This window comes from Enterobacter cloacae complex sp. SHL022, from assembly GCF_049237785.1.
In the GTDB taxonomy this organism is placed as follows: Bacteria; Pseudomonadota; Gammaproteobacteria; order Enterobacterales; family Enterobacteriaceae; genus Enterobacter; species Enterobacter hormaechei_C.
This window is the reverse complement of the sequence record NZ_JBMKJH010000001.1, coordinates 345,394-367,607: the sequence shown is the minus strand read 5'-3', so window position 1 is coordinate 367,607 and position 22,214 is coordinate 345,394. Positions and strand designations below refer to the sequence as shown.

General features: G+C 52.7%; 24 protein-coding genes and 3 tRNA genes. 16 read left to right on the top strand and 11 right to left on the bottom strand.

Going from position 1 to position 22,214, the window contains the following annotated elements; translation table 11 throughout:
- Positions 1–77: 77 nt before the first annotated feature.
- The 4 genes from amyA to fliD all read right to left on the bottom strand — a co-directional run bounded on the left by amyA (position 78) and on the right by fliD (position 3,888).
- Positions 78–1,565, bottom strand: a complete 1,488-nt coding sequence (gene amyA / locus ACOTZD_RS01800; RefSeq protein ID WP_003859614.1) for an alpha-amylase — start codon at positions 1,563–1,565, stop codon at positions 78–80.
- Positions 1,566–1,663: 98 nt separating this feature from the next.
- Positions 1,664–2,035, bottom strand: coding sequence for a flagella biosynthesis regulatory protein FliT (gene fliT, locus ACOTZD_RS01795; protein ID WP_003859615.1), 372 nt, complete (start codon positions 2,033–2,035; stop codon positions 1,664–1,666).
- The gene (gene fliS / locus ACOTZD_RS01790) at positions 2,035–2,445 is read right to left on the bottom strand and encodes a flagellar export chaperone FliS (protein ID WP_006811147.1); all 411 of its coding nucleotides are present in this window, start codon (positions 2,443–2,445) and stop codon (positions 2,035–2,037) included. Before fliS ends, fliT begins: the two co-directional genes overlap by 1 nt.
- Positions 2,446–2,475: 30 nt before the next feature.
- Positions 2,476–3,888 (bottom strand): flagellar filament capping protein FliD, encoded by a 1,413-nt coding sequence (fliD, locus tag ACOTZD_RS01785; protein ID WP_032659217.1) that lies wholly within the window; start codon positions 3,886–3,888, stop codon positions 2,476–2,478.
- Between the two features lie 267 nt (positions 3,889–4,155).
- Here fliD and ACOTZD_RS01780 point away from each other — a divergent pair, with 267 nt between their 5' ends.
- The 8 genes from ACOTZD_RS01780 to sdiA all read left to right on the top strand — a co-directional run bounded on the left by ACOTZD_RS01780 (position 4,156) and on the right by sdiA (position 11,734).
- Complete coding sequence (locus tag ACOTZD_RS01780; protein ID WP_023314396.1) at positions 4,156–5,883, top strand: FliC/FljB family flagellin; 1,728 nt, start codon at positions 4,156–4,158, stop codon at positions 5,881–5,883.
- A gap of 163 nt (positions 5,884–6,046) precedes the next feature.
- Positions 6,047–6,766: an RNA polymerase sigma factor FliA gene (locus ACOTZD_RS01775; RefSeq protein ID WP_003859623.1), complete on the top strand. Its 720-nt coding sequence runs from the start codon at positions 6,047–6,049 to the stop codon at positions 6,764–6,766.
- Between the two features lie 54 nt (positions 6,767–6,820).
- Entirely contained in the window at positions 6,821–7,372 is a 552-nt protein-coding gene (gene fliZ / locus ACOTZD_RS01770; protein ID WP_015570235.1) for a flagella biosynthesis regulatory protein FliZ, read from the top strand.
- Positions 7,373–7,458: 86 nt separating this feature from the next.
- On the top strand, positions 7,459–8,259 hold the full coding sequence (gene tcyJ, locus ACOTZD_RS01765; RefSeq protein ID WP_003859627.1) for a cystine ABC transporter substrate-binding protein: 801 nt from the start codon (positions 7,459–7,461) through the stop codon (positions 8,257–8,259).
- A gap of 103 nt (positions 8,260–8,362) precedes the next feature.
- On the top strand, positions 8,363–9,349 hold the full coding sequence (gene dcyD / locus ACOTZD_RS01760) for a D-cysteine desulfhydrase (RefSeq protein WP_003859630.1): 987 nt from the start codon (positions 8,363–8,365) through the stop codon (positions 9,347–9,349).
- 21 nt (positions 9,350–9,370) lie between these two features.
- Positions 9,371–10,039: a cystine ABC transporter permease gene (tcyL, locus tag ACOTZD_RS01755; protein ID WP_003859632.1), complete on the top strand. Its 669-nt coding sequence runs from the start codon at positions 9,371–9,373 to the stop codon at positions 10,037–10,039.
- On the top strand, positions 10,036–10,788 hold the full coding sequence (gene tcyN / locus ACOTZD_RS01750; RefSeq protein WP_003859634.1) for an L-cystine ABC transporter ATP-binding protein TcyN: 753 nt from the start codon (positions 10,036–10,038) through the stop codon (positions 10,786–10,788). The genes tcyL and tcyN overlap by 4 nt, the downstream gene beginning before the upstream one ends.
- A gap of 223 nt (positions 10,789–11,011) precedes the next feature.
- Positions 11,012–11,734, top strand: coding sequence for a transcriptional regulator SdiA (gene sdiA / locus ACOTZD_RS01745; protein ID WP_003859639.1), 723 nt, complete (start codon positions 11,012–11,014; stop codon positions 11,732–11,734).
- A 64-nt stretch (positions 11,735–11,798) separates the two neighbouring features.
- On the opposite strand, the gene ACOTZD_RS01740 is transcribed toward sdiA, so the two are convergent.
- Both ACOTZD_RS01740 and ACOTZD_RS01735 read right to left on the bottom strand, forming a co-directional pair.
- Positions 11,799–12,023, bottom strand: coding sequence for a DUF2594 family protein (locus tag ACOTZD_RS01740; protein ID WP_003859644.1), 225 nt, complete (start codon positions 12,021–12,023; stop codon positions 11,799–11,801).
- Positions 12,010–12,090 carry a hypothetical protein gene (locus ACOTZD_RS01735; RefSeq protein WP_418235935.1) on the bottom strand — a complete coding sequence of 27 codons (81 nt, stop codon included), beginning with the start codon at positions 12,088–12,090 and terminating at the stop codon, positions 12,010–12,012. Before ACOTZD_RS01735 ends, ACOTZD_RS01740 begins: the two co-directional genes overlap by 14 nt.
- A gap of 397 nt (positions 12,091–12,487) precedes the next feature.
- On the opposite strand from ACOTZD_RS01735, the gene uvrY reads away from it, so the two are divergent.
- From uvrY to ACOTZD_RS01695, 8 genes are all read left to right on the top strand, one after another.
- Positions 12,488–13,144, top strand: a complete 657-nt coding sequence (gene uvrY, locus ACOTZD_RS01730; RefSeq protein WP_003859647.1) for a UvrY/SirA/GacA family response regulator transcription factor — start codon at positions 12,488–12,490, stop codon at positions 13,142–13,144.
- Positions 13,141–14,973, top strand: coding sequence for an excinuclease ABC subunit UvrC (gene uvrC, locus ACOTZD_RS01725; protein ID WP_003859650.1), 1,833 nt, complete (start codon positions 13,141–13,143; stop codon positions 14,971–14,973). Before uvrY ends, uvrC begins: the two co-directional genes overlap by 4 nt.
- A 56-nt stretch (positions 14,974–15,029) precedes the next feature.
- Positions 15,030–15,578 carry a CDP-diacylglycerol--glycerol-3-phosphate 3-phosphatidyltransferase gene (gene pgsA / locus ACOTZD_RS01720; protein WP_003859652.1) on the top strand — a complete coding sequence of 183 codons (549 nt, stop codon included), beginning with the start codon at positions 15,030–15,032 and terminating at the stop codon, positions 15,576–15,578.
- A gap of 163 nt (positions 15,579–15,741) precedes the next feature.
- Positions 15,742–15,817 (top strand) — tRNA-Gly (locus ACOTZD_RS01715).
- A gap of 51 nt (positions 15,818–15,868) precedes the next feature.
- A tRNA-Cys gene (locus tag ACOTZD_RS01710) sits at positions 15,869–15,942 on the top strand.
- A gap of 11 nt (positions 15,943–15,953) precedes the next feature.
- A tRNA-Leu gene (locus ACOTZD_RS01705) sits at positions 15,954–16,040 on the top strand.
- Positions 16,041–16,487: 447 nt separating this feature from the next.
- A complete protein-coding gene (locus tag ACOTZD_RS01700) occupies positions 16,488–16,811 on the top strand; it encodes a hypothetical protein (protein WP_003859653.1) in 324 nt (107 codons plus the stop codon).
- Between the two features lie 29 nt (positions 16,812–16,840).
- Entirely contained in the window at positions 16,841–17,767 is a 927-nt protein-coding gene (locus ACOTZD_RS01695; protein ID WP_022651459.1) for a LysR substrate-binding domain-containing protein, read from the top strand.
- A gap of 5 nt (positions 17,768–17,772) precedes the next feature.
- Here the strand turns inward: ACOTZD_RS01695 and ACOTZD_RS01690 are convergent, their stop codons facing one another.
- From ACOTZD_RS01690 to ACOTZD_RS01670, 5 genes are all read right to left on the bottom strand, one after another.
- Positions 17,773–18,243, bottom strand: a complete 471-nt coding sequence (locus ACOTZD_RS01690; RefSeq protein WP_421636244.1) for a hypothetical protein — start codon at positions 18,241–18,243, stop codon at positions 17,773–17,775.
- Between the two features lie 163 nt (positions 18,244–18,406).
- Positions 18,407–19,123: an ABC transporter ATP-binding protein gene (locus ACOTZD_RS01685; protein ID WP_174401969.1), complete on the bottom strand. Its 717-nt coding sequence runs from the start codon at positions 19,121–19,123 to the stop codon at positions 18,407–18,409.
- Positions 19,120–19,995, bottom strand: coding sequence for an ATP-binding cassette domain-containing protein (locus ACOTZD_RS01680; protein WP_003859662.1), 876 nt, complete (start codon positions 19,993–19,995; stop codon positions 19,120–19,122). The genes ACOTZD_RS01685 and ACOTZD_RS01680 overlap by 4 nt, the downstream gene beginning before the upstream one ends.
- Positions 19,992–21,266: a high-affinity branched-chain amino acid ABC transporter permease LivM gene (livM, locus tag ACOTZD_RS01675; protein ID WP_003859664.1), complete on the bottom strand. Its 1,275-nt coding sequence runs from the start codon at positions 21,264–21,266 to the stop codon at positions 19,992–19,994. Before livM ends, ACOTZD_RS01680 begins: the two co-directional genes overlap by 4 nt.
- Positions 21,267–21,277: 11 nt before the next feature.
- Positions 21,278–22,192, bottom strand: a complete 915-nt coding sequence (locus tag ACOTZD_RS01670; RefSeq protein WP_003859667.1) for an ABC transporter permease subunit — start codon at positions 22,190–22,192, stop codon at positions 21,278–21,280.
- Between the last annotated feature and the right edge of the window lie 22 nt (positions 22,193–22,214).

The window sequence follows — 22,214 nt, the reverse complement described above, 5'->3', positions numbered from 1 at the left end:
GGCCGTCTGTGCAGACATTATTTTGTGAGGATGGCGTACGCTTCGGGAGCGGGTCCGCAGACCGCACTGTTCCAGCACTACAGCGCGTCCTCAATCACCCAGACGCTGACGCTTCCCCCGTTACAGAAGAACGTCCCTTCGCCATCCGCCGCCGTGGTCACGGTTTCCTCGCGGTTGCCTAAAAAATCACGCCAGGTCTTATTGCCGTAATTCTCCCCGAGGCAGATCGTCTTTTCGCCGTCATCCCCATTCGACAGCACCACCACACAGCCCGGGTGCTCCTCAGTCCCGCTGCGGCTGAACGCAATACAGTTTGGATGATCGAAAAACAGCGTCTGCACGCCGTGGGCAAAACGCTGCCGGGCGAGGATAAGCTCGTGGAGTTGTTCAATCACCGGCATATCGATGTGATACGTCTCGCCATCCCCGCCGGTGTCGTCATAGCTGGCACCAAATAGATCCGGGTAGAACACGCTCGGCACGCCGTTTTCACGCAGCAGGATGAGCGCGTAGGCCAGCGGTTTGAACCAGGCTTCAACCGGGGCTTCCAGCGCCTGCAAGGGTTGGGTGTCGTGGTTGGCCACCAGCGTCACGGCATGGAACGGATCGGCTTCCACCAGCGTACCGGTGAAAATCTGGCTCATATCGTAGTCGCGTCCCTGGCGTGAGGCTTCGTGAAATTTCATTTGCAGTGGCGCATCAAACAGCATGGTTTTGCCGTCCACCTGATTGATGTAGTGCTGCAATTTATCCACTTCGTGTGACCAGTATTCCGCCACGATAAACAGCGGCTGCGGGGCCACCTCCTGGACGTGCTCAATCCACTCTTTATAGAACCAGGCCGGGATGTGTTTTACCGCGTCAAGGCGGAAGCCGTCGCAGTGGGTTTGCTCCATCACCCAGCGCGCCCAGTATTTGATCTCCTCCGTCACCGCGTGGTTGCGAAAATCAATATTTTCACCCATCAGGTAATCGAAATTGCCCATCTCGTCGTCGACCTGATCGTTCCAGCCTTCGCCAGTGTAGTCGTTCACGATTTTGAAGATACCGTCCTCATTGGGGTTTTCAATGTGGTCGATACCGCTAAAGCATTTGTAATCCCAGATGAACTGCGAATACTGGCCGGCCCGAACGGGAAAGGTGTAGCGCGTCCAGGCTTCGCATTCGATGATCTCATCGCTGATTTGGGTGCGATCCTGCGCATCCACGCGCTGCACGCGGACGGGTTCCTTCTCATCGGCCCCCATTTTGTGGTTGACCACCACGTCCAGAAGCACCGCAATCTGGTTACTTTTTAAGGCGTTGATGGCCTCCAGCAACTGGGCTTTATCGCCGTATTTGGTGGCGACGCTGCCTTTCTGGTCAAACTCACCGAGGTCGAAAAGGTCATAAGAGTCATACCCGACGGAATAGCCGCCGGATGCCCCTTTGTAGGCCGGCGGTAACCAGACCATATTGATGCCGATTTCGTTCAGATTGGGGGCTAATGCCGTGACTTCTCGCCACAGTTCACCGCCGGTGGGGTAGTACCAGTGAAAACATTGTAAAAGTGTTGGGTTGCGCATGCACCATCTCCATGAGGTCGCGAAACTCAAGTATGGAGCAGGTTTGGCAGAAATGCCTGGCGAACGAAACGGTTAACGTTTGCCCGCCAGTTAAATGGCTAATTGATATCGCTATTACTTTGCGGAACCAGGACATGACCGCCCTGGTTACCGTAGGTGGAGAGAACGGTTTTCTGGATGGAGGATTGACCAACCAGCTTCGCCAGTTCATCCATTCTGGCTTGCAGCAACGTTTTTACCTGGCCTTCGTTGTCCAGGATCACCCGCAGCGTCGGGCGAAGCTGCTCCTGAATCTGCGTCGAAGGTTCACTTTCCTGAGTGAGACGAGCCAGTGAGTGCACCGCATTAACATAGTCGGTTTCACAGATGATCAGATCATCCCATAGTCCCTGCCGGGCCAGTCGCAACATCAACTGGCTCTGCTCAAGGAGTTGCTGATAAAGGGCATAAAGTTGCGGTGCGTTACTCATTAGACGGCGTCCTGGACAAGAGTTGGTATACCTGCTGCCTCCTTCCAGCCATCCGCAATATTGCGCAGTAAATTTTCCACCTCTTCGATGGCACTGGCATCATTGCGAAGGTTGGCCTGAAGCAGGCGACGAACCATATAGGCATAGAGAGCGATCAGGTTTTGTGTTAACTCGTCTTTACTCTCTTCATCCAATCCGACCTTCAGGCCATTTTCGATGATATTAATCGCTTTGGAGAGCGCCAGCCCTTTTGCCTGGATATTACCGTCTGCAAGGAACAGACGTGCCCGTACCAGTGCGCTGAGGGCTCCATCAAATAGCATGATAACCAGCTGCTGCTGGCTGGCGCTCATCACCGCGCTTTCAACTTCTATCTTTGCGTAGGCTTGCGTGCCTTTTGCGCCGTACATGTTATCCCCCTAGGGTCTGATTAGCGTTTACTACTTGTTGCTGGACGTATTTTCGAACTGCTGCGTCAGGTAACTGCTGGTAGAGTTCAGCGAGTTCATCATGACGTCTAATTGCGTAAACTGTTCTTTATACCGCGCTACCATGGTGTCGATACGCTCGCTGGCCGCGTTATATTGCTTAGTTAAATTGTTCAGGGTTTTACTGACGCCATCTTTGGCAGCCTGAATGATGCCGGTGCTGGAGAGCCAACCTGTAAGGTTTGTTCCAACGGTGGTGGTGATACCGGATGTTTTCCCGTCACCGATCAGCAGGTCTTTGATACCAGCCGCGCTGTTTTTCATTGCCGCGCTAAGCTTGTCATCATCCACTTCCAGTTTACCGGTGCTTGGGTCGGTAGTGATGCCAGCTTGAGCAAGGGTCTTGATATTGGAACTGGTGTGAGGGTTATTCAGCACGCTTCTCAACTGAGTCTGAATAGTGCGTAGCGTACTGTCGCCTAATAACGCGCCGTTGCTGGTATTCTGAGCGTCTGAACCCGCGTCCACAGCAGTATATTTTGTGAGGCTGCTGAAAGTATCTTGCAGGGAGTTATACGCCGTCACCCAGTCGTTTATCGCTTTGGTCGCTTTAGTGTTATCGGTAGTGATCGTTAAGGTCTGATTACCGGTTGTCACGTCGTTCAGGTTGAGAGTGATATCTTCCAGCGCATCACTGATTGTATTGCTGCTGTTTTCAATATCAACGTTATTAACTTTCAATAGCGCATTTTGGGCCGTAACGCTTTCCATCATGCCGTTAGCGGTATCTGCGCTATTACCGTTGTAGCCCATGAAGGACTGAAGTGCCGTATCGCCGCTGACACTAATAGTCATGGCATTGTCTTTACCGGTATCTTTCGACGTAATGGACAGACGATACTCACCATTACCGACGTTAATAATACTGGCACTTACGCCAGCATCCGCTTTGTTGATCGCATCTCGGATACCACTCAGAGATGAGTTTTCCGCACTGATATTAATAGTGACAGGTTTCTTGTCACCACCTTGCTGAATGGTGATGGTGCTGTCCGCTGTCGCAATCGCCGTTTTATTATCACTTTGCGTTTTAGCTGTTGTCAGGGTTTGCGCCTGCGCAAGCTGCGATACGTTAATGGTGTATTTACCCGCAATCGCGCTGCCGCTGGTTGTGGCACTGAAGGCTGTGCTGCTGCTGGCGGTGGTAGTCGCTGTAAACAGATCGGCTTTGCTAAGTGCAGTATTTGCCGTCTGGAAGGATTCCAATGCACTTTTCAGCGTGCCGTAGGCACTAAGTTTTGCTGTATAGGAAGTTTGCTGCTTAGAGATCGGCGTCAGCTGTGCTTTTTGTGCAGCGGTCAGACTGTCCAGAATGTCGCCTAACTGCAAACCTGATCCGACTCCCAACGTAGAAATACTTGCCATATTTATTCCTTAATGTAACGACACGTAGAACGAATAGTGGGGTTATCGGCCTCAACTCAGGAAAGTTTACGGTTAGATTCTTTTTTTTAATGGCGAGAATAGCGCTAATAGAGAAGAGTATTTCTGTGGCTAAAAAAATGATGCGATCCTGAAAAAAAATCTAAAGGTTGTTTTGGACCAGACGATAACACCTTTGACGGCGATGAAGCCGAAGGGTGGAAACCCAAATCTAATCCACAGATTTGATGAACAACAGGAAACGAAATCATGGCACAAGTCATTAATACCAACAGCCTCTCGCTGATCACTCAGAACAACATCAACAAGAACCAGTCTTCAATGTCTACTGCCATTGAGCGTCTGTCATCCGGTCTGCGTATCAACAGCGCAAAAGATGACGCAGCAGGCCAGGCGATTGCTAACCGCTTCACCTCCAACATCAAAGGTCTGACTCAGGCTGCACGTAACGCTAACGACGGCATCTCTGTTGCACAGACTACTGAAGGCGCACTGTCTGAAATCAACAACAACTTACAGCGTATTCGTGAGCTGACCGTTCAGTCTTCTACTGGTACTAACTCTAAGTCTGATCTGGACTCAATTCAGGATGAAATCAAATCCCGTCTGGACGAAATTGACCGCGTGTCTGGTCAGACTCAGTTTAACGGTGTTAATGTGCTGGCTAAAGACGGTTCCATGAAAATTCAGGTTGGAGCGAACGATGGCCAGACCATCACTATCGACCTGAAACAAATCGACTCTAAAACTCTTGGTCTGACCGGTTTTAACGTTAATGGTCAGGGCTCTGTGGCAAACACTGCTGCTACCAAGGATGAACTGGCAGCGGCAGCAGCTACAGCAGGTACAACACCATCCACCGATGCTGCCGGTGTAACCAAATACACTGTAGACGCAGGTCTGAATAAAGCCACTGCTGCAAACGTATTTGCAAATCTGTCTGATGGTGCAATTGTCGATGCCACAATTTCTAATGGTTTTGGGACAGCGACAGCGACTAACTATACCTACAACAAAGCAACAAATGATTTCAGCTTCGGGGCGACCATCGCTGCTGGTGCGGCAGCTGGTGACAGCAATAGCGCTGCACTGCAATCCTTCCTGACGCCGAAAGCAGGGGATACTGCTAACCTGAGCGTTAAGATTGGTGGTACTTCTGTTGATGTTGTGCTGGCGAGTGATGGTAAAATTACTGCTAAAGATGGTTCAGCACTGTTTATCGATTCAACAGGTAACTTGACTCAAAACAGCGCCGGTACAGTTGCCGCGGCAACGCTTGATGGTCTGACTAAAAACCATGACGCTACAGGTGCAGTGGGTGTTTCAATTACTACGGCTGATGGCGCAACTATCGCTCTGGCGGGTTCTGCTGACGCAGCAACAGGTTCTCAATCAGGTACAATTACACTGAGCAACGTTCGTATCAGCGCTGATGCTCTGCAATCCGCTGCTAAAGGTACTGCTCTCAATATAGATAATGACGCTGATGGTACTGACGATATTTCTATTAGCGCAACTGGCGTTGTTACCACTGGGGGCGCGGCTACTTATACAGCGACTGATGGTACTCTGACTACTACCAATACCGTTGATTACTTCCTGCAAACTGATGGCAGCGTGACCAATGGTTCTGGAAAAGCTGTTTACACTGACGCAGCAGGTAAATTCACTACCGACGCAGCGACTAAAGCTGCTACTACTACCGATCCACTGAAAGCATTGGACGATGCTATCAGCTCCATCGATAAGTTCCGTTCTTCTTTAGGTGCCATCCAAAACCGCCTGGGTTCTGCTGTCACCAACCTGAACAACACCACCACCAACCTGTCTGAAGCGCAGTCCCGTATTCAGGACGCCGACTATGCGACCGAAGTGTCAAATATGTCTAAAGCGCAGATCATCCAGCAGGCCGGTAACTCCGTGTTGGCCAAGGCTAACCAGGTTCCTCAGCAGGTTCTGTCTCTGCTGCAAGGTTAATCGCCTGATTACGCTTAAACCCCGCTTCGGCGGGGTTTTTTCTATCCACGCACAAGCGTAACCCCCCAAATAACCCCTCATTTCACCCACTATTCACCCGATTAAAACCCCTCCAGAATCGGATAATCATGCCGATAACTCAACTAACGCAGGGCTGTTTATCGTGAATTCACTCTATACCGCTGAAGGTGTAATGGATAAACACTCGCTGTGGCAGCGTTATGTTCCGCTGGTGCGTCACGAAGCATTGCGCCTCCAGGTGCGTTTGCCGGCGAGCGTGGAACTGGACGATCTGCTACAGGCGGGCGGTATCGGGTTATTGAATGCAGTTGACCGGTACGACGCTCTGCAAGGAACGGCATTTACGACTTACGCAGTGCAGCGTATTCGTGGTGCGATGCTGGACGAGCTGCGCAGCCGCGACTGGGTGCCGCGCAGCGTTCGCCGCAACGCGCGCGAAGTGGCGCATGCGATGGGGCAGCTGGAACAGGAGCTGGGGCGCAACGCGACGGAAACCGAAGTGGCGGAACGTCTGGGCATTCCTGTTGAAGAATATCGTCAGATGTTGCTCGATACCAATAACAGCCAACTCTTCTCTTATGATGAGTGGCGCGAAGAGCATGGCGATAGCATCGAGCTGGTGACGGATGAACATCAGCAAGAAAACCCGTTACACCACTTACTGGAAGGGAATTTACGCCAGCGCGTGATGGAAGCGATTGAAGCTTTACCGGAACGTGAGCAACTGGTGTTAACCCTCTATTACCAGGAAGAGCTCAATCTCAAAGAGATTGGTGCCGTGCTGGAGGTGGGCGAGTCACGGGTGAGCCAGCTGCACAGCCAGGCCATTAAACGCCTGCGCACAAAACTGGGTAAGTTATAGGTGAGTCATTCGCCTTGGAAATGCCGCACAACGTATTGACAACCAGGAGTTATCATGACGGTGCAGCAATCTAAAAGACGGCCTTTAAGCCGCTACCTGAAAGACTTTAAACACAGCCAGACGCATTGCGCCCACTGTAAAAAATTACTCGACCGCATCACGCTGGTTCGTCGCGGTGAAATCGTGAATAAGATTGCGATTTCCCGCCTCGATACGCTGATGGATGAAGCCGCCTGGCTTGAAGAGCAAAAAGAGTGGGTAGCGCTTTGCCGTTTCTGTGGCGATCTCCATTGCAAAGAGCAAAGCGACTTCTTCGATATTATCGGCTTCAAGCAGTTCCTGTTTGAACAAACCGAGATGAGTCACGGCACCGTGCGTGAATACGTGGTTCGCCTGCGCCGCCTGGGTCAGCATTTGACCATGCAAAATATCTCCCGCGATCTGCTGACGACCGGATACCTGGATGAAAATCTGGAGCCCTGGCTGCCCGCCACCAGTACCAACAATTACCGCATCGCGCTGCGAAAGTATGCACAATATAAAGTCCAGATGCCGGGCGTCATAAAGCAGAAAGTCCGCGCCGGAACAACTTCTGATATATATTAAAAAAGAATAAGATGTAGCGCAGCCGCCTTTGACGTTGCAGGCGATTTCTCTACACTACTCAAAAATTCCACTGTATCGGAGTACTTATGAAATTAGCACTTCTGGGTCGTCAGGCGCTGATGGGGATGATGGCCGTTGCGCTGGTCGCGGGGATGAGCGTGAAAACGTTCGCGGCAGAGAATCTGCTCAACAAAGTTAAAGAGCGCGGCACGCTGCTGGTTGGGCTGGAAGGAACCTATCCTCCGTTCAGCTTCCAGGGTGACGACGGTAAACTGACCGGTTTTGAAGTGGAGTTTGCGCAGGAGCTGGCAAAACACCTCGGCGTTAAAGCCTCCCTGAAACCCACCAAATGGGATGGGATGCTGGCGTCACTGGACTCCAAACGTATTGACGTGGTGATTAACCAGGTAACCATTTCTGACGAACGTAAGAAGAAGTATGACTTCTCCACGCCGTACACCGTGTCCGGTATTCAGGCGCTGGTGAAGAAAGGTAACGAAGGCAGCATCAAGTCCGCAGCGGATCTGAAAGGTAAGAAAGTCGGCGTCGGTCTGGGCACCAACTACGAAGAGTGGCTGCGCCAGAACGTGCAGGGCGTGGATATCCGTACCTACGATGATGACCCGACGAAATACCAGGATCTGCGCGTAGGCCGTATCGACGCCATTCTGGTGGACCGCCTGGCAGCGCTGGATCTGGTGAAGAAAACCAACAATACCCTGGCTGTCGCGGGTGATGCGTTCTCCCGTCAGGAGTCCGGCGTGGCGGTGCGTAAGGGTAACGAGGATCTGCTGAAAGCCATCGATGGTGCCATTGCTGAGATGCAGAAAGACGGTAGCCTGAAGGCGCTTTCTGAGAAGTGGTTCGGCGCAGACGTGACGAAATAAGTCTCTGACTGACAAAAAAAGGCGCTTTTAAAAGCGCCTTTTTTATTTCTCGCGCGTCTGCGTGCATAATGAAATAACAATTGTTTGCGTGACCGGAGGAACCATGTCACTACAGAATTTAACGCGCTTTCCCCGTCTGGAATTTATCGGCGCACCCACGCCGCTGGAGTTTCTCCCGAGATTTTCTGACTATCTGGGGCGCGATATTTTCATTAAGCGTGACGATGTGACGCCCATGGCGATGGGCGGAAATAAGCTGCGCAAGCTGGAATTTCTCGCCGCCGATGCCCTGCGCGAGGGGGCGGATACGCTGATCACCGCCGGGGCAATTCAGTCTAACCACGTTCGCCAGACGGCGGCAGTGGCGGCGAAGCTGGGACTCCACTGCGTAGCCCTGCTGGAGAACCCGATCGGGACGCAGGCAGAGAATTACCTGACTAACGGTAACCGTCTGCTGCTGGATCTGTTCAACGTGCAGGTTGAAATGGTCGACGCGTTGACCGACCCGGCAGCACAGCTCGACGAGCTGGCGACGCGTCTGGAAGCGCAGGGTTTTCGTCCGTACGTGATCCCGGTTGGCGGCTCGAATGCGCTGGGTGCCCTCGGCTATGTTGAGAGCGCGCTGGAAATCGCTCAGCAGTGCGAAGGCGCGGTAAGTTTATCCTCGGTGGTGGTGGCGTCCGGCAGTGCGGGGACCCATGCCGGTTTAGCGGTCGGGCTTGAGCAGCTGATGCCGGAGGTCGAGCTGATTGGCGTGACGGTATCCAGAAGCGTTGCGGACCAAAAGCCGAAAGTCGTCACCCTGCAACAGGCGGTGGCTGAACAGCTTGCGCTTCAGGCGAAGGCGGAAATATTGCTGTGGGATGACTATTTCGCGCCGGGCTATGGCACCCCCAATGATGAAGGGATGGAGGCCGTTAAGCTGCTGGCCCGTCTCGAAGGTATTCTGCTTGACCCGGTCTATACCGGTAAGGCAATGGCGGGCCTGATCGACGGCATTGCCCGCAAGCGCTTTAAGGATGAAGGACCTATTTTGTTTGTTCATACTGGCGGAGCGCCTGCGCTGTTTGCCTATCATCCTCATGTCTAAAAATCAGGTAGAAAAATAATAATGCAAGAAAGTATTCAACTGGTTATTGATTCGCTGCCGTTCTTGCTTAAAGGCGCGGTGTTTACTTTACAGCTCAGTATCGGCGGGATGTTCTTCGGGCTGGTGCTCGGGTTTGTGCTGGCACTGATGCGCATGTCCAACATCTGGCCGGTGCGGTGGCTGGCGCGGTTTTACATCTCCGTGTTCCGCGGAACGCCGCTTATCGCCCAGCTGTTTATGATTTACTACGGGCTGCCACAGTTCGGTATCGAGCTGGATCCGATCCCGGCGGCGATGATTGGCCTGTCGCTGAATACGGCGGCGTACACCTCTGAAACGCTGCGTGCGGCGATCTCCTCCATCGATAAAGGGCAGTGGGAAGCGGCGGCCAGTATCGGGATGACCCCGTGGCAGACGCTGCGCCGGGCGATCCTGCCCCAGGCGGCGCGCGTGGCGCTGCCGCCGCTGAGCAACAGCTTTATCAGCCTGGTGAAAGACACCTCCCTTGCGGCGACCATTCAGGTGCCGGAGCTGTTCCGTCAGGCGCAGCTGATCACCTCGCGTACGCTGGAAGTGTTTACTATGTATCTGGCGGCCTCGCTGATTTACTGGGTGATGGCGACGGTGCTGTCCGCTCTGCAAAACTATTTTGAAAACCAGCTTAACCGCCAGGAGCGTGATCCAAAATGAGTGCAATTGACGTCAAAAACCTGGTGAAAAAATTCCACGGGCAAACGGTGCTGCATGGCATTGATCTTGAGGTTGAGCAGGGCGAAGTGGTGGCAATTATCGGCCCGAGCGGGTCAGGCAAAACCACGCTGCTGCGCAGCATCAATTTACTGGAGCAGCCCGAAGGCGGGACGATCCGCGTGGGTGATATCACCATTGATACCGGGAAACCTATCAGCCAGCAAAAAGGGCTGATTCGCCGCCTGCGCCAGCATGTCGGCTTCGTGTTCCAGAGCTTTAATCTCTTCCCGCACCGCACGGTGCTGGAAAACATTATTGAAGGGCCGGTCATCGTCAAGGGGGAACCTAAGGAAGACGCCACGGTCCGCGCCCGCGAGCTGCTGGCGAAGGTTGGCCTGGCAGGGAAGGAGACGAGCTATCCGCGTCGCTTATCTGGCGGGCAGCAGCAGCGTGTCGCCATTGCGCGCGCGCTGGCGATGCGCCCTGATGTGATCCTGTTTGACGAACCCACATCCGCGCTCGATCCTGAGCTGGTCGGGGAAGTGCTGAACACCATCCGACAGCTGGCGCAGGAGAAACGCACGATGGTGATTGTGACGCATGAAATGAGCTTCGCCCGCGACGTTGCCGATCGGGCTATTTTCATGGATCAGGGGAGAATAGTTGAGCAGGGGCCAGCTAAAGCGCTGTTTGCCAATCCGCAGCAGCCACGTACCCGTCAGTTCCTTGAAAAATTCTTAATGCAGTAGCATTTTAGCGTTCAATTTGCTCCAGATGTCGCTTCTGGAGCAAATTATCCTCCCTTAAACTCCGTTCTGTTGCTTTTTTATTCCGCCTGAAGTGGATAAGCCATCGCCAAATTAAAGATAATCTGCCTGTGGCCGATATTTTATATAAATAATCATGCTAAATGTGTTAGGTTATATTCACCATAATAATGATTATCTTTATCAGAGGCTTCATTCGGCAAGTATGAGGGATATAGACTTTTTCACCTGGCGACGGGAATGCGTCCTCCGGTTTCAGCAAATGACCTGTGCTGACGAGGTATATCAGGAACTTCAGCGACAAACGCAGGCGCTTGAATTCGATTATTATGCGCTTTGTGTTCGACACCCTGTGCCATTTACCCGCCCGCGAACATCCGTCCATTCCAGTTATCCGCAACAATGGATGGCGCAATATCAGTCCGAGAATTATTTCGCCATTGACCCGGTACTGAAGCCGGAGAATTTCATTCAGGGACATTTGCCCTGGACGGATGAATTATTCACGGATGCCCAGCAATTATGGGACGGCGCGCGGGACCACGGTTTACGCAAGGGAATAACGCAGTGTCTGATGATGCCAAATCATGCGCTCGGTTTCCTTTCCGTGTCATGTACCAGCTTACAGGCACACTCGATATCCAGTGAAGAAGTTGAGCTGCGTTTACAAATGCTGGTCCAGATGGCGCTCACAACGCTGTTGCGCTTTGAACATGAGACGGTGATGCCGCCTGAAATGAAATTCAGCAAGCGTGAACGGGAAATTCTGAAGTGGACCGCAGAAGGGAAGACGTCGGCAGAAATCGCCATCATTCTTTCCATCTCGGAAAATACCGTCAATTTCCATCAGAAGAATATGCAGAAGAAATTCAACGCACCGAATAAGATCCAGATAGCGTGTTATGCCGCGGCGACGGGACTTATCTGACTGATATCACGTTCTGCGTGTCAGACGAGAAAACGGCTGAATGCTTTGCATCCAGCCGTTTTTGTTACTGGCGGTAGGCTTGTTTAATTTGCTTAACCGTATTGGCAAAAACAGCGGATTCCGCCTGGTCTTCCATCTGCGCGATCTGTTTTTCCATTTTAATGATCACACGACCAGCATCAGCCTGGCCCATCGCCTGTAGCATAAGCGTCAGCAGCGACTTCAGGCAGTTTACTTCCTGTGCCAGTTCCTGGTTATTCTCGGCAGTGGCAAATTCAGGTGTGCTCATTTATTTTCCTCATTATAAAACAGCGCATGAGCGCGACGATGAAAGTTAAGGCGGCGGAGTATACCACAAGCTATGGCAAAAAATGCAGTGGTTGTTTTTTATACTTGTCGCGCCGCGATTATTGGTCGACGCGGATTATGAAGGTACTCTGTCCAATATGTTAGCGGCAATTAAATGTTTATCCCCGGTTCGTCATTCGTTAATTGTTGTTACAAAAAATCGCGCGCTTTCTTTCGTTTGAGTTAACAACTGTTTTAGTAACTTTTTGAATATCGATGCTAGAAAATAGCGGTAAAAGCCCAGCGGACAAGGGTTTTCTTTCCACTTGCTGTACAGCCTAATTTCCAAAAACGAGACCAGAATCGTATAGCCGATTTTTTAGCGTTTTAATCTTGCATGGAAAACCGTTAATATAAACCCAATTAGCAGTCAGTAGCGTTATCCCTATTCTGGAGACATTTCCTTTGATCAACGTCCTTCTTGTTGATGACCACGAACTGGTGCGCGCAGGGATACGACGCATTCTTGAAGATATAAAGGGTATTAAAGTTGCCGGCGAGGCGTGCTGTGGCGAAGATGCCGTCAAATGGTGTCGCGCTAACTCTGCAGACGTGGTGCTGATGGATATGAACATGCCCGGTATTGGCGGGCTTGAAGCCACGCGCAAAATCGCGCGCATGTTCGTTGATACCAAAGTTATCATGCTGACCGTCCATACCGAAAATCCGCTGCCTGCCAGGGTTATGCAGGCGGGTGCTGCCGGGTATCTCAGTAAAGGCGCCGCGCCGCAGGAAGTTGTCAATGCGATCCGCACCGTATACGCCGGGCAGCGTTACATCGCTTCTGATATTGCTCAACAGATGGCTCTGAGTCAGATTGAACCGGAAAAAACGGAATCTCCGTTTGCCAGTTTGTCTGAGCGCGAATTGCAGATTATGCTGATGATCACTAAAGGTCAGAAGGTGAATGAGATCTCAGAGCAGTTGAATCTCAGCCCGAAAACGGTCAACAGCTATCGCTATCGGATGTTCAGTAAATTGAACATTCACGGTGATGTCGAACTGACTCACCTGGCCATTCGCCATGGTTTGTGCAATGCGGAGTCGTTAATAAGTCAGTGAGTGAAGCGTTCGATTCAAAAGCATTTCTGAAAACCGTCACCAGCCAGCCGGGCGTCTACCGAATGTACGACGCTGGCGGTACGGTTATCTATGTCGGTAAGGCAAAAGATCTGAAAAAACGCCTTTCCAGCTATTTCCGCAGCAATCTTGCCTCTCGTAAAACCGAAGCACTGGTCGCACTCATCCACAACATTGATGTCACCGTGACGCACACGGAAACGGAAGCGCTGCTGCTTGAGCACAACTATATCAAGCTGTATCAGCCGCGCTACAACGTCCTGCTGCGCGATGATAAGTCCTACCCGTTTATCTTCCTGAGCGGTGATACCCATCCTCGCCTGGCGATGCATCGTGGCGCTAAGCATGCGAAGGGTGAATACTTTGGCCCTTTCCCGAACGGTTATGCCGTACGCGAAACGCTGGCGCTGTTGCAAAAAATCTTCCCCGTTCGCCAGTGTGAAAACAGCGTCTACCGCAACCGTTCCCGGCCGTGCCTGCAATATCAGATTGGCCGCTGCCTGGGGCCGTGCGTTGAAGGGCTGGTAAGCGAAGAAGAGTACGCGCAGCAGGTGGAATATGTCCGCCTGTTTTTAGCCGGGAAAGACGATCAGGTGCTGACGCAACTGATTACTCGTATGGAAAAAGCCAGCGCGGCGCTGGAATTTGAAGAGGCCGCACGCATCCGCGACCAGATCCAGGCGGTGCGCAGGGTGACCGAGAAGCAGTTTGTTTCTAATACGGGCGACGACCTCGATGTTATCGGCGTAGCCTTTGACGCCGGTCTGGCCTGCGTTCACGTGCTGTTTATTCGTCAGGGTAAAGTGCTCGGCAGCCGCAGCTACTTCCCGAAAGTGCCTGGCGGCACCGAGCTGGGTGAAGTGGTGGAGACTTTCGTCGGCCAGTTTTATTTGCAGGGCAGCCAGATGCGTACGCTGCCCTCGGAGATCCTTCTAGACTTCACGCTCGACGATAAAACCCTGCTGGCGGAATCGCTTTCAGAGCTGGCAGGCCGCCGGGTGAATGTCCAGACGAAACCGCGGGGCGATCGCGCACGTTATCTGAAGCTGGCGCGAACCAATGCCGCCACGGCGCTGACCACCAAACTGTCCCAGCAGTCGACCGTCAGCCAGCGTTTAACCGCCCTTGCTACGCTGCTCAAGCTGCCGGAAGTGAAACGCATGGAATGCTTCGACATCAGCCATACGATGGGTGAGCAGACCGTGGCGTCGTGTGTGGTCTTTGATGCGAATGGCCCCCTGCGGGCAGAGTATCGTCGCTATAACATCACCGGCATTACGCCCGGTGACGATTATGCCGCCATGAACCAGGTGCTGCGCCGTCGCTATGGTAAAGCGATTGAAGAGAGCAAAATCCCGGACGTTATCCTTATCGACGGCGGGAAAGGGCAGTTGGGGCAGGCGAAGGCGGTATTCGAATCGCTCGACGTAGAGTGGGACAAGAACCATCCGCTGCTGCTAGGGGTAGCGAAGGGGGCAGATCGTAAGGCTGGCCTGGAAACGCTGTTCTTTGAGCCGGAAGGCGAGGGCTTTAGCCTGCCGCCGGATTCCCCTGCGCTGCACGTGATCCAGCATATTCGCGATGAGTCGCACGATCATGCCATCAGCGGGCACCGTAAAAAACGGGCGAAAGTGAAAAATACCAGTACCCTTGAGACGATTGAAGGCGTCGGGCCAAAACGTCGCCAGATGCTGTTGAAGTATATGGGCGGATTGCAAGGATTACTCAACGCCAGTATGGAAGAAATTGCAAAAGTGCCGGGTATTTCGCAAGGGCTGGCAGAAAAGATCTACTACTCGTTGAAACATTGAGGGCTCTGTAGCAACATAGAGCTAAATTTTACTGACAACAGACAGTTACCGTCATCATGCGATTTAATATCCCTACGTTGCTCACTCTCTTTCGCGTTGTGCTCATTCCGTTCTTCGTCCTGGCATTTTACCTGCCGGTCGTCTGGGCGCCTTTTGCCTGTGCGCTTATTTTCCTGATCGCTGCCGTGACGGACTGGTTTGACGGTTATCTGGCGCGTCGCTGGAACCAGAGCACCCGCTTTGGCGCATTCCTCGATCCGGTTGCGGATAAGGTGATGGTAGCAATCGCGATGGTGCTGGTGGCGGAACATTATCATACCTGGTGGGTGACGCTGCCTGCCGCGACCATGATTGGACGTGAGATTATTATCTCTGCCCTGCGCGAGTGGATGGCGGAGCTGGGTAAACGCAGCAGCGTGGCGGTGTCCTGGATTGGGAAAGTTAAAACCACTGCGCAGATGGCGGCGCTGGTGTGGATGCTGTGGCGTCCGAATGCCTGGGTTGAGTGGGCCGGCATTGGTCTGCTGTGGGTTGCGGCGGTGCTGACATTGTGGTCAATGCTGCAATATTTGAACGCTGCGCGCGGTGATTTGCTTGAACAGTGATCGTTTCGGCTTAATTTTCAGCAAACGGTCCTGAGATGCAAAAAATAACGTTGACTCATAACGTCATATCAGTAGAATGCAACGCATCGAACGGCGGCACAGTTAGCCGGACGATAATGAAATCAAGTGGTTAGGAAGTCGTTAAATAGTTACTTGATGACATGCGGGAATAGCTCAGTTGGTAGAGCACGACCTTGCCAAGGTCGGGGTCGCGAGTTCGAGTCTCGTTTCCCGCTCCAGATTAAAGCATCGGCAGTTTGCGGGTGCAGGTCGAAAGACAACAGATTTAAGGCGCGTTAGCAAAGCGGTTATGTAGCGGATTGCAAATCCGTCTAGTCCGGTTCGACTCCGGAACGCGCCTCCACTTTCTTCCCTGGCCGGATGGTGGAATCGGTAGACACAAGGGATTTAAAATCCCTCGGCGTTCGCGCTGTGTGGGTTCAAGTCCCACTCCGGCTACCATGGGAAAACGCAGAATAATCAAAGCAATAAGCAGTGTCGTGAAACCACCGAAAGGTGGTTTTTTTGTGCCTGCAATTCCCCCTTCCTGACAACAAATCTTATTTTTCGTGCCTGACCCATGCACAACCATAATTTTTCGATCATTATGCGTCGAGGGCGTTTCCTTATCGCGTAAATTCTTATATCTCCGTTTCATCGATTGCCCTGCGGCAGCTTCGCAGATAACTTCATTTGGATTTTCCTTAGAAAAAGTGGAAGAGCTTGCAAATGGGCTGGGCAAGGGTATCAACAAATGATCAAAACATTGTTCTCCGGCGACAAGCTCTCGAACGTACAGGATATGAACTACGGTTGACAAGAGGCATCTAAAACCGCAATGGCGCTGGATTTGACCACTGGGAGCATTACGGGATGGCAGATGTACCAGATAGCTAAAGAGAATTGATTATGTCACAAGAATTAGAATTTTCGCTTCATCCACCCGTTTGGCCTGCCATCGTCTATTTTGTTGTATCTGTTGCAATTTTTTTCTTGCTTTATCTCGGGAAACTAAAAGTTAACAGGCTGCATAAATACCCGCTATTTATCGCATATATGGTGTTTGTAATCGCTGTTGCAGCCGTTCAGATAAACATCTTTGCTAATGGCTACGAGTTTGTCCGCAGCTTTTTGCATATCGATTTTGACCCCTATCGATATGACTCGGTATATTGGGGATCATTGTTTTTCTCCATAATTTACTTGCTGGCGTTGCCCCGGAACAAGTTTTAGCATAATGAAATTTTCATTTAAGGGACGTTATGTCTTTACCGCCATTGTATGCACTGCGTGCGTTTGAAGTTGCTGCGCGGTTGAACTCCTTCAGTAAAGCCGCTGAAACGCTCAATATTACGCCGGGTGCGGTCAGCAGACATGTTCGTACCCTTGAACTGTGGTTCGACTGCGAGCTTTTCAAAAGGCAAGGTCCTCGCGTGGAGGTCACTGAAGCCGGGCGAGTGCTTGCCGGACAGCTGAACGAGAGCTTCACGAGCATTGAATGGGCCTGCCGGGCATTTCGCAGTGAAAACCACCTGCTGCGGTTAAAAGCACCCAGCACCCTGACCATGAGATGGCTTCTCGACGTGCTGCGATCTTTTCGCAACAACCATGCAAAACCACAGGTTGAGATTGCCAGCGTCTGGATGGACATTGATACCGTTGATTTCAATCTTGAGCCCTACGACTGCGCCATCCTTCTTGGTAATGGCCGTTTTGGTGACACAACGGAGAGTCAGCTGCTTTTTCATGAATGGCTTATCCCGGTTTGTACCCCATCACTTATCGAACCGGCCCGGCAACGGCTTCCGCAATGCGATTTGATCCATCCTTCACCGGACAGACGTGACTGGCGGCGCTGGCTGCGAAGAACAGGATTGTTCCCGGGGCTCGATATGAGCAGCGGTATGGTGTTCGATACCCTTGAACAGGGAAGTATTGCCGCGATGAACGGGCACGGCATCGCTATCGCCGACCTGCATCTCACGCTTGATGCCCTGAAAAGTGGCCTGCTGGGCCTGCCGTTCAGGGAAGCTATTGCGACGGGGGATGGCTACTACCTCGTCTGGCCAAAAAATTCACTCAAAAGAGAGAGCATTCAGCATCTTCTGGCCTGGCTGCAAAACCATACCCCGGTCGTTCCGGCGCTGGATATCGATTATCTGGAATACGATGACAGTCGGGTTTATTAATACCGTTATGAATAAGATATGTTTGCCATCTTTTTATAACATTCTGGCAAAGCGCTGTTCAGGCTGAGTATCTTATCCAGAATATAAAATGCTGGCGTGTTTTTCTGTTGCTCAGCGTCAATGATTGCCGCACGTAATAGCGTGGCGGCAGACGAAATTCTGTGAAAATATTCTTCAGTCTCGGGCGTCTGTAATTCACCCGACGTGGCGTAACGCACGTCCGGCCAGCCGGAGAAGTCGAGCAGCGGAAGGGGCTTTCCTGCTTCAGGATGACAGGCTGAAATCAGCGCAGCCGCTTGCTTAGGGTCGCGATGGGCAACGGATAGCATGTATACGCGCTGCGCAAACGGTGACAGAGCCTCAGAGTGATGTTTCGTCGCCATAAGCATGGCCATAAAATCCTGTAAATCATCGGCTGAATCGGTGTCAGGTGGTAATACAGTTTTCAATAACTGATATAACGCATCAAGTGTCATATTTGCCCCGGATCCTCTTATCATTATTATTCAGTTTGCGGCTGAACGTTTTATCGACCCGCGCAAAGGCGGGTCGTGAAGATGATATTTGAATGCGGTCGCATCAGAAAAACGATTAATAATGGCAATCACTGTGAGTTTTTCTCACTATAGCCTTTTCGTTTCACACTCCACCCAGGTACGCCTTCCTCACCTCCGGATCCTTCAGCAACGCCTCGCCGCTGCCGCTTAACCGAATCTGGCCGTTAACCATCACATAGCCGCGGTCGGACAACTTCAGCGCGTGGTGCGCATTCTGCTCGACCAGAAAAATCGTCATTCCGTTACGGGCCAGTTCGCGCAGCGTCTGGAAGATCTGTTTAACCACAATTGGCGCGAGGCCGAGGCTGGGTTCATCCAGCAGCAGAAGTTTAGGACGGCTCATCAGCGCGCGGGCGATAGCCAGCATTTGCTGTTCACCGCCTGAAAGCGTCATCGCCCGCTGGTTACGTCGCTCTTTGAGGCGAGGGAAGAGGTCGAACATGCTTTGCATATCTTCCGCTGCATGCTGATTGCCGACGGGGATTGTCCCCATCAGCAGGTTCTCTTCTACAGACATATCCGGGAAAATGCGTCGTCCCTCAGGTGCCTGCGCGATGCCGCCGGTGGCAACATAGTGGGTAGATTTGTGGCTGATATCCTCGCCGCAGAAGAGGATCTGCCCGTTGCGGATCCGGGGCTGACCAAAGACAGACATCAGTAATGTTGACTTCCCCGCGCCGTTAGCGCCAATCAGGGCCACGGTTTCCCCTTTGTTAACATCAAGCGAAACCTGCTTCAACGCCTGGATCACCCCGTAGAAAACATCCACATCCTGAAACTGAAGCATCGGTTCGCTCACAGATTTACCTCGCTTTCGTCGGTGCCCAGATACGCGGCAATCACTTTTTCATTGTGCTGAATCTCAGCCGGTTTACCTCTGGCAATTACATCGCCGTGATCGAGCACAATGATGTCATCTGAAATGCCCATCACCATCCCCATATCATGCTCGATCAGCAAAACCGTGATGTCATGGTGGTCGCGCAGGAACCGGATGATCTCACTCAGCTTGTGCGTCTCCACCGGGTTCAGGCCGGCAGCAGGTTCATCGAGACAAATCATCTCCGGGCCGGTACACATGGCGCGGGCGATTTCGAGGCGTCGTTGCTGACCATAGGACATTTCCCCGGCCAGACGGTTCGCGCAATCCACCAGATCCACCACCTCCAGCCAGTAAAACGCCCGGTCCAGCGCATCGTTTTCTGCCCGACGATACGCAGGGGTATTCAGCACACCCGCCAGCAGATTGCGGTTGACGCGCATGTGCTGTGCCACCAGCAGGTTTTCCACAACAGACATCTCGCGGAACAGGCGGATGTTCTGAAACGTGCGCGCAAGACCCGCGCGGTTCACCAGATGCGTGCCGCCAAACATTTTATAGAACAGGCGTTGACCAAGCTGCGCCGGGTTGAGCCAGTCGCCCGGCTGGAATTTCTGGCCGAGCACCTGAATGACATTGGTGGTTTTATTTCGTGCATTGAACAGAATGTTGCCGCCGGAGGCCCGGTAGAAACCGGTCAGGCAGTTAAAGACGGTCGTTTTTCCTGCGCCGTTAGGCCCAATCAGTGCGGTAATGGAGCCGCGCTGCACCTCAAGATTGACGTCGTTTAAGGCCTTGATCCCGCCGAAGTGCATCATCAGATGTTCTACACGTAAAATCGTTGCGTTCATGGCGCCACTCCTTTACGCACGGTAAATCCGCTGCGGTTGATGCGGATCAGACCGCGAGGACGCCAGATCATCATCACCACCATCAGCATGCCAAACAGCAGCACCCGGTATTCCGCAAAGCTGCGCAGCAGTTCCGGCGTGACGGTCAGCACAAAGGCGGCCAGTACGACGCCGACGGTGGAGCCCATCCCGCCCAGGACCACAATGGCGAGGATCAGGGCCGATTCAAAAAAGGTGAAAGAGGTCGGGTTAACAAACCCCTGGTAGGTGGCAAAAAACACCCCGGCGATACCTGCCGTCGATGCGCCCAGGGTGAAGGCCGAGAGTTTGACCAGAACGTGATTCAGCCCCATGGAACGGCAGGCAATCTCATCCTCACGGAGCGCTTCCCACGCCCGTCCAATGGGCATTCGGGTCAGCCGGTGTTTAATGTAGAGCACCAGCATGACTACCAGGAAAAGTACCGCATAGATGAAAATAAACTTCATGTTGGGGTTATAGGTCAGGCCGAAGAACTCGTGGAAGGGGACGCCGCCTTCTTTGGCGCGTCGGCCAAACTCAAGGCCAAAAAAGGTTGGGGCAGGGGCTGAAACGCCGTTTGGCCCGCCGGTGAAGGTGAGCCAGTTGTTCAGCACCAGGCGGATGATCTCGCCAAACCCGAGCGTGACGATGGCGAGATAATCCCCGTGCATGCGCAACACCGGAAAGCCAAGCAGGGCGCCTGCGCCCGCGGCCATTAGCGCCGCCAGCGGCAGCATGCTCCAGAACCCAAGCCCCAGATACTGATACCCGAGCGCCAGCCCGTAAGCGCCGATGGCATAGAAGGCGACATAACCCAGATCCAGCAGCCCTGCCAGGCCAACAACAATGTTCAGCCCAAGACCGAGCAGGACGTAGATCAGTCCGAGAATGGCAACCGTCAGAAGGTATTTCGTTGCTACAAACGGGAAGCAGATCGCCAGCGTGACAATCAGCGGAATGATCCAGCGCATGCGGCTTTTATACGCCGGCGGCCGGACATACACGCCCGCATTGTCGGATTCAAACCGCGTCTGTAAACGTCTTCCGGCCGCCGTAGCTGAAAAGGCGCTCAGCAAAAAACGTCCCACCATCACCGTGCCAACAATCCACGCCAGCCGCTGGCCGTCAAAGGTAAAGCTGTAACCATCCAGTATCACACCCGCAATCGGGCCGAAAATAATCAGGGCGATCATTCCAGAAAAAATTGCGTCCAGAATGCAGCGCTTCAGGGAAAAACCGTCAGAGGTCATCGCGTTGTTCCTTACACTTTAGCCACGACAGGGCGGCCCAGCAGCCCCTGAGGACGGAAGATCAGAATTAAGACCAGCAATCCAAACGAGAACACGTCTTTATAATCCGAGTTCACCATCCCGGAGAATTGCGCTTCTGCGACGCCCAGAATCAGCCCGCCAAGCATCGCACCGGGCAAAGAGCCGATGCCGCCCAGCACCGCCGCCGTAAAGGCCTTGATGCCGATAACAAACCCGACGTAAAAATCAAAGGTGCCGTAATTCATGGTGATCAGCACGCCCGCCAGCCCGGCCATGGCTGCGCCGATAACAAACACCAGCGAAATTATTCTGTCAGTGTTGATACCCAGGATGGAGGCCATCTTACGATCCTGCTGTACCGCACGGCACATGCGTCCTAAGCGGGTACGGTTGATAATCCAGGTCAGCACCAGCATGCCCGCGAACGAGGCGATGAGGATAAAGACTTTGGTATAGGTTATCTGGACAAACCCTTCGCCAAGGTGAAAACGCAGCACGCCATCAAGCATGGTGGGCACGCCCTGCTGGCGCGGGCCCTGGCTGAGCTGGACGTAGTTTTGCAGTATCAACGACATCCCGATGGCCGAAATCAGCGGCGCCAGACGCGTCGAGTTGCGTAGCGGCTTATAGGCGATGCGCTCAATCGTCCAGCCATAAACGCCAGTGACCACGATGGTGAAAACCAGCGTCCCCAGGATCAGCAGCGGAAAGGAGTGGAGTCCAAAAAACGCCAGCAGGGCCAGGCCAATGGCCGAGAGATAGGCGGAGATCATATACACTTCGCCGTGAGCGAAATTGATCATACCGATGATGCCGTACACCATGGTGTAGCCGATGGCGATAAGACCGTAGACCGACCCCAGCGTTAAGCCATTAATTAATTGTTGCAGAAAGAATGTACTCATGGTCGCGCACCTGAATAAAGGG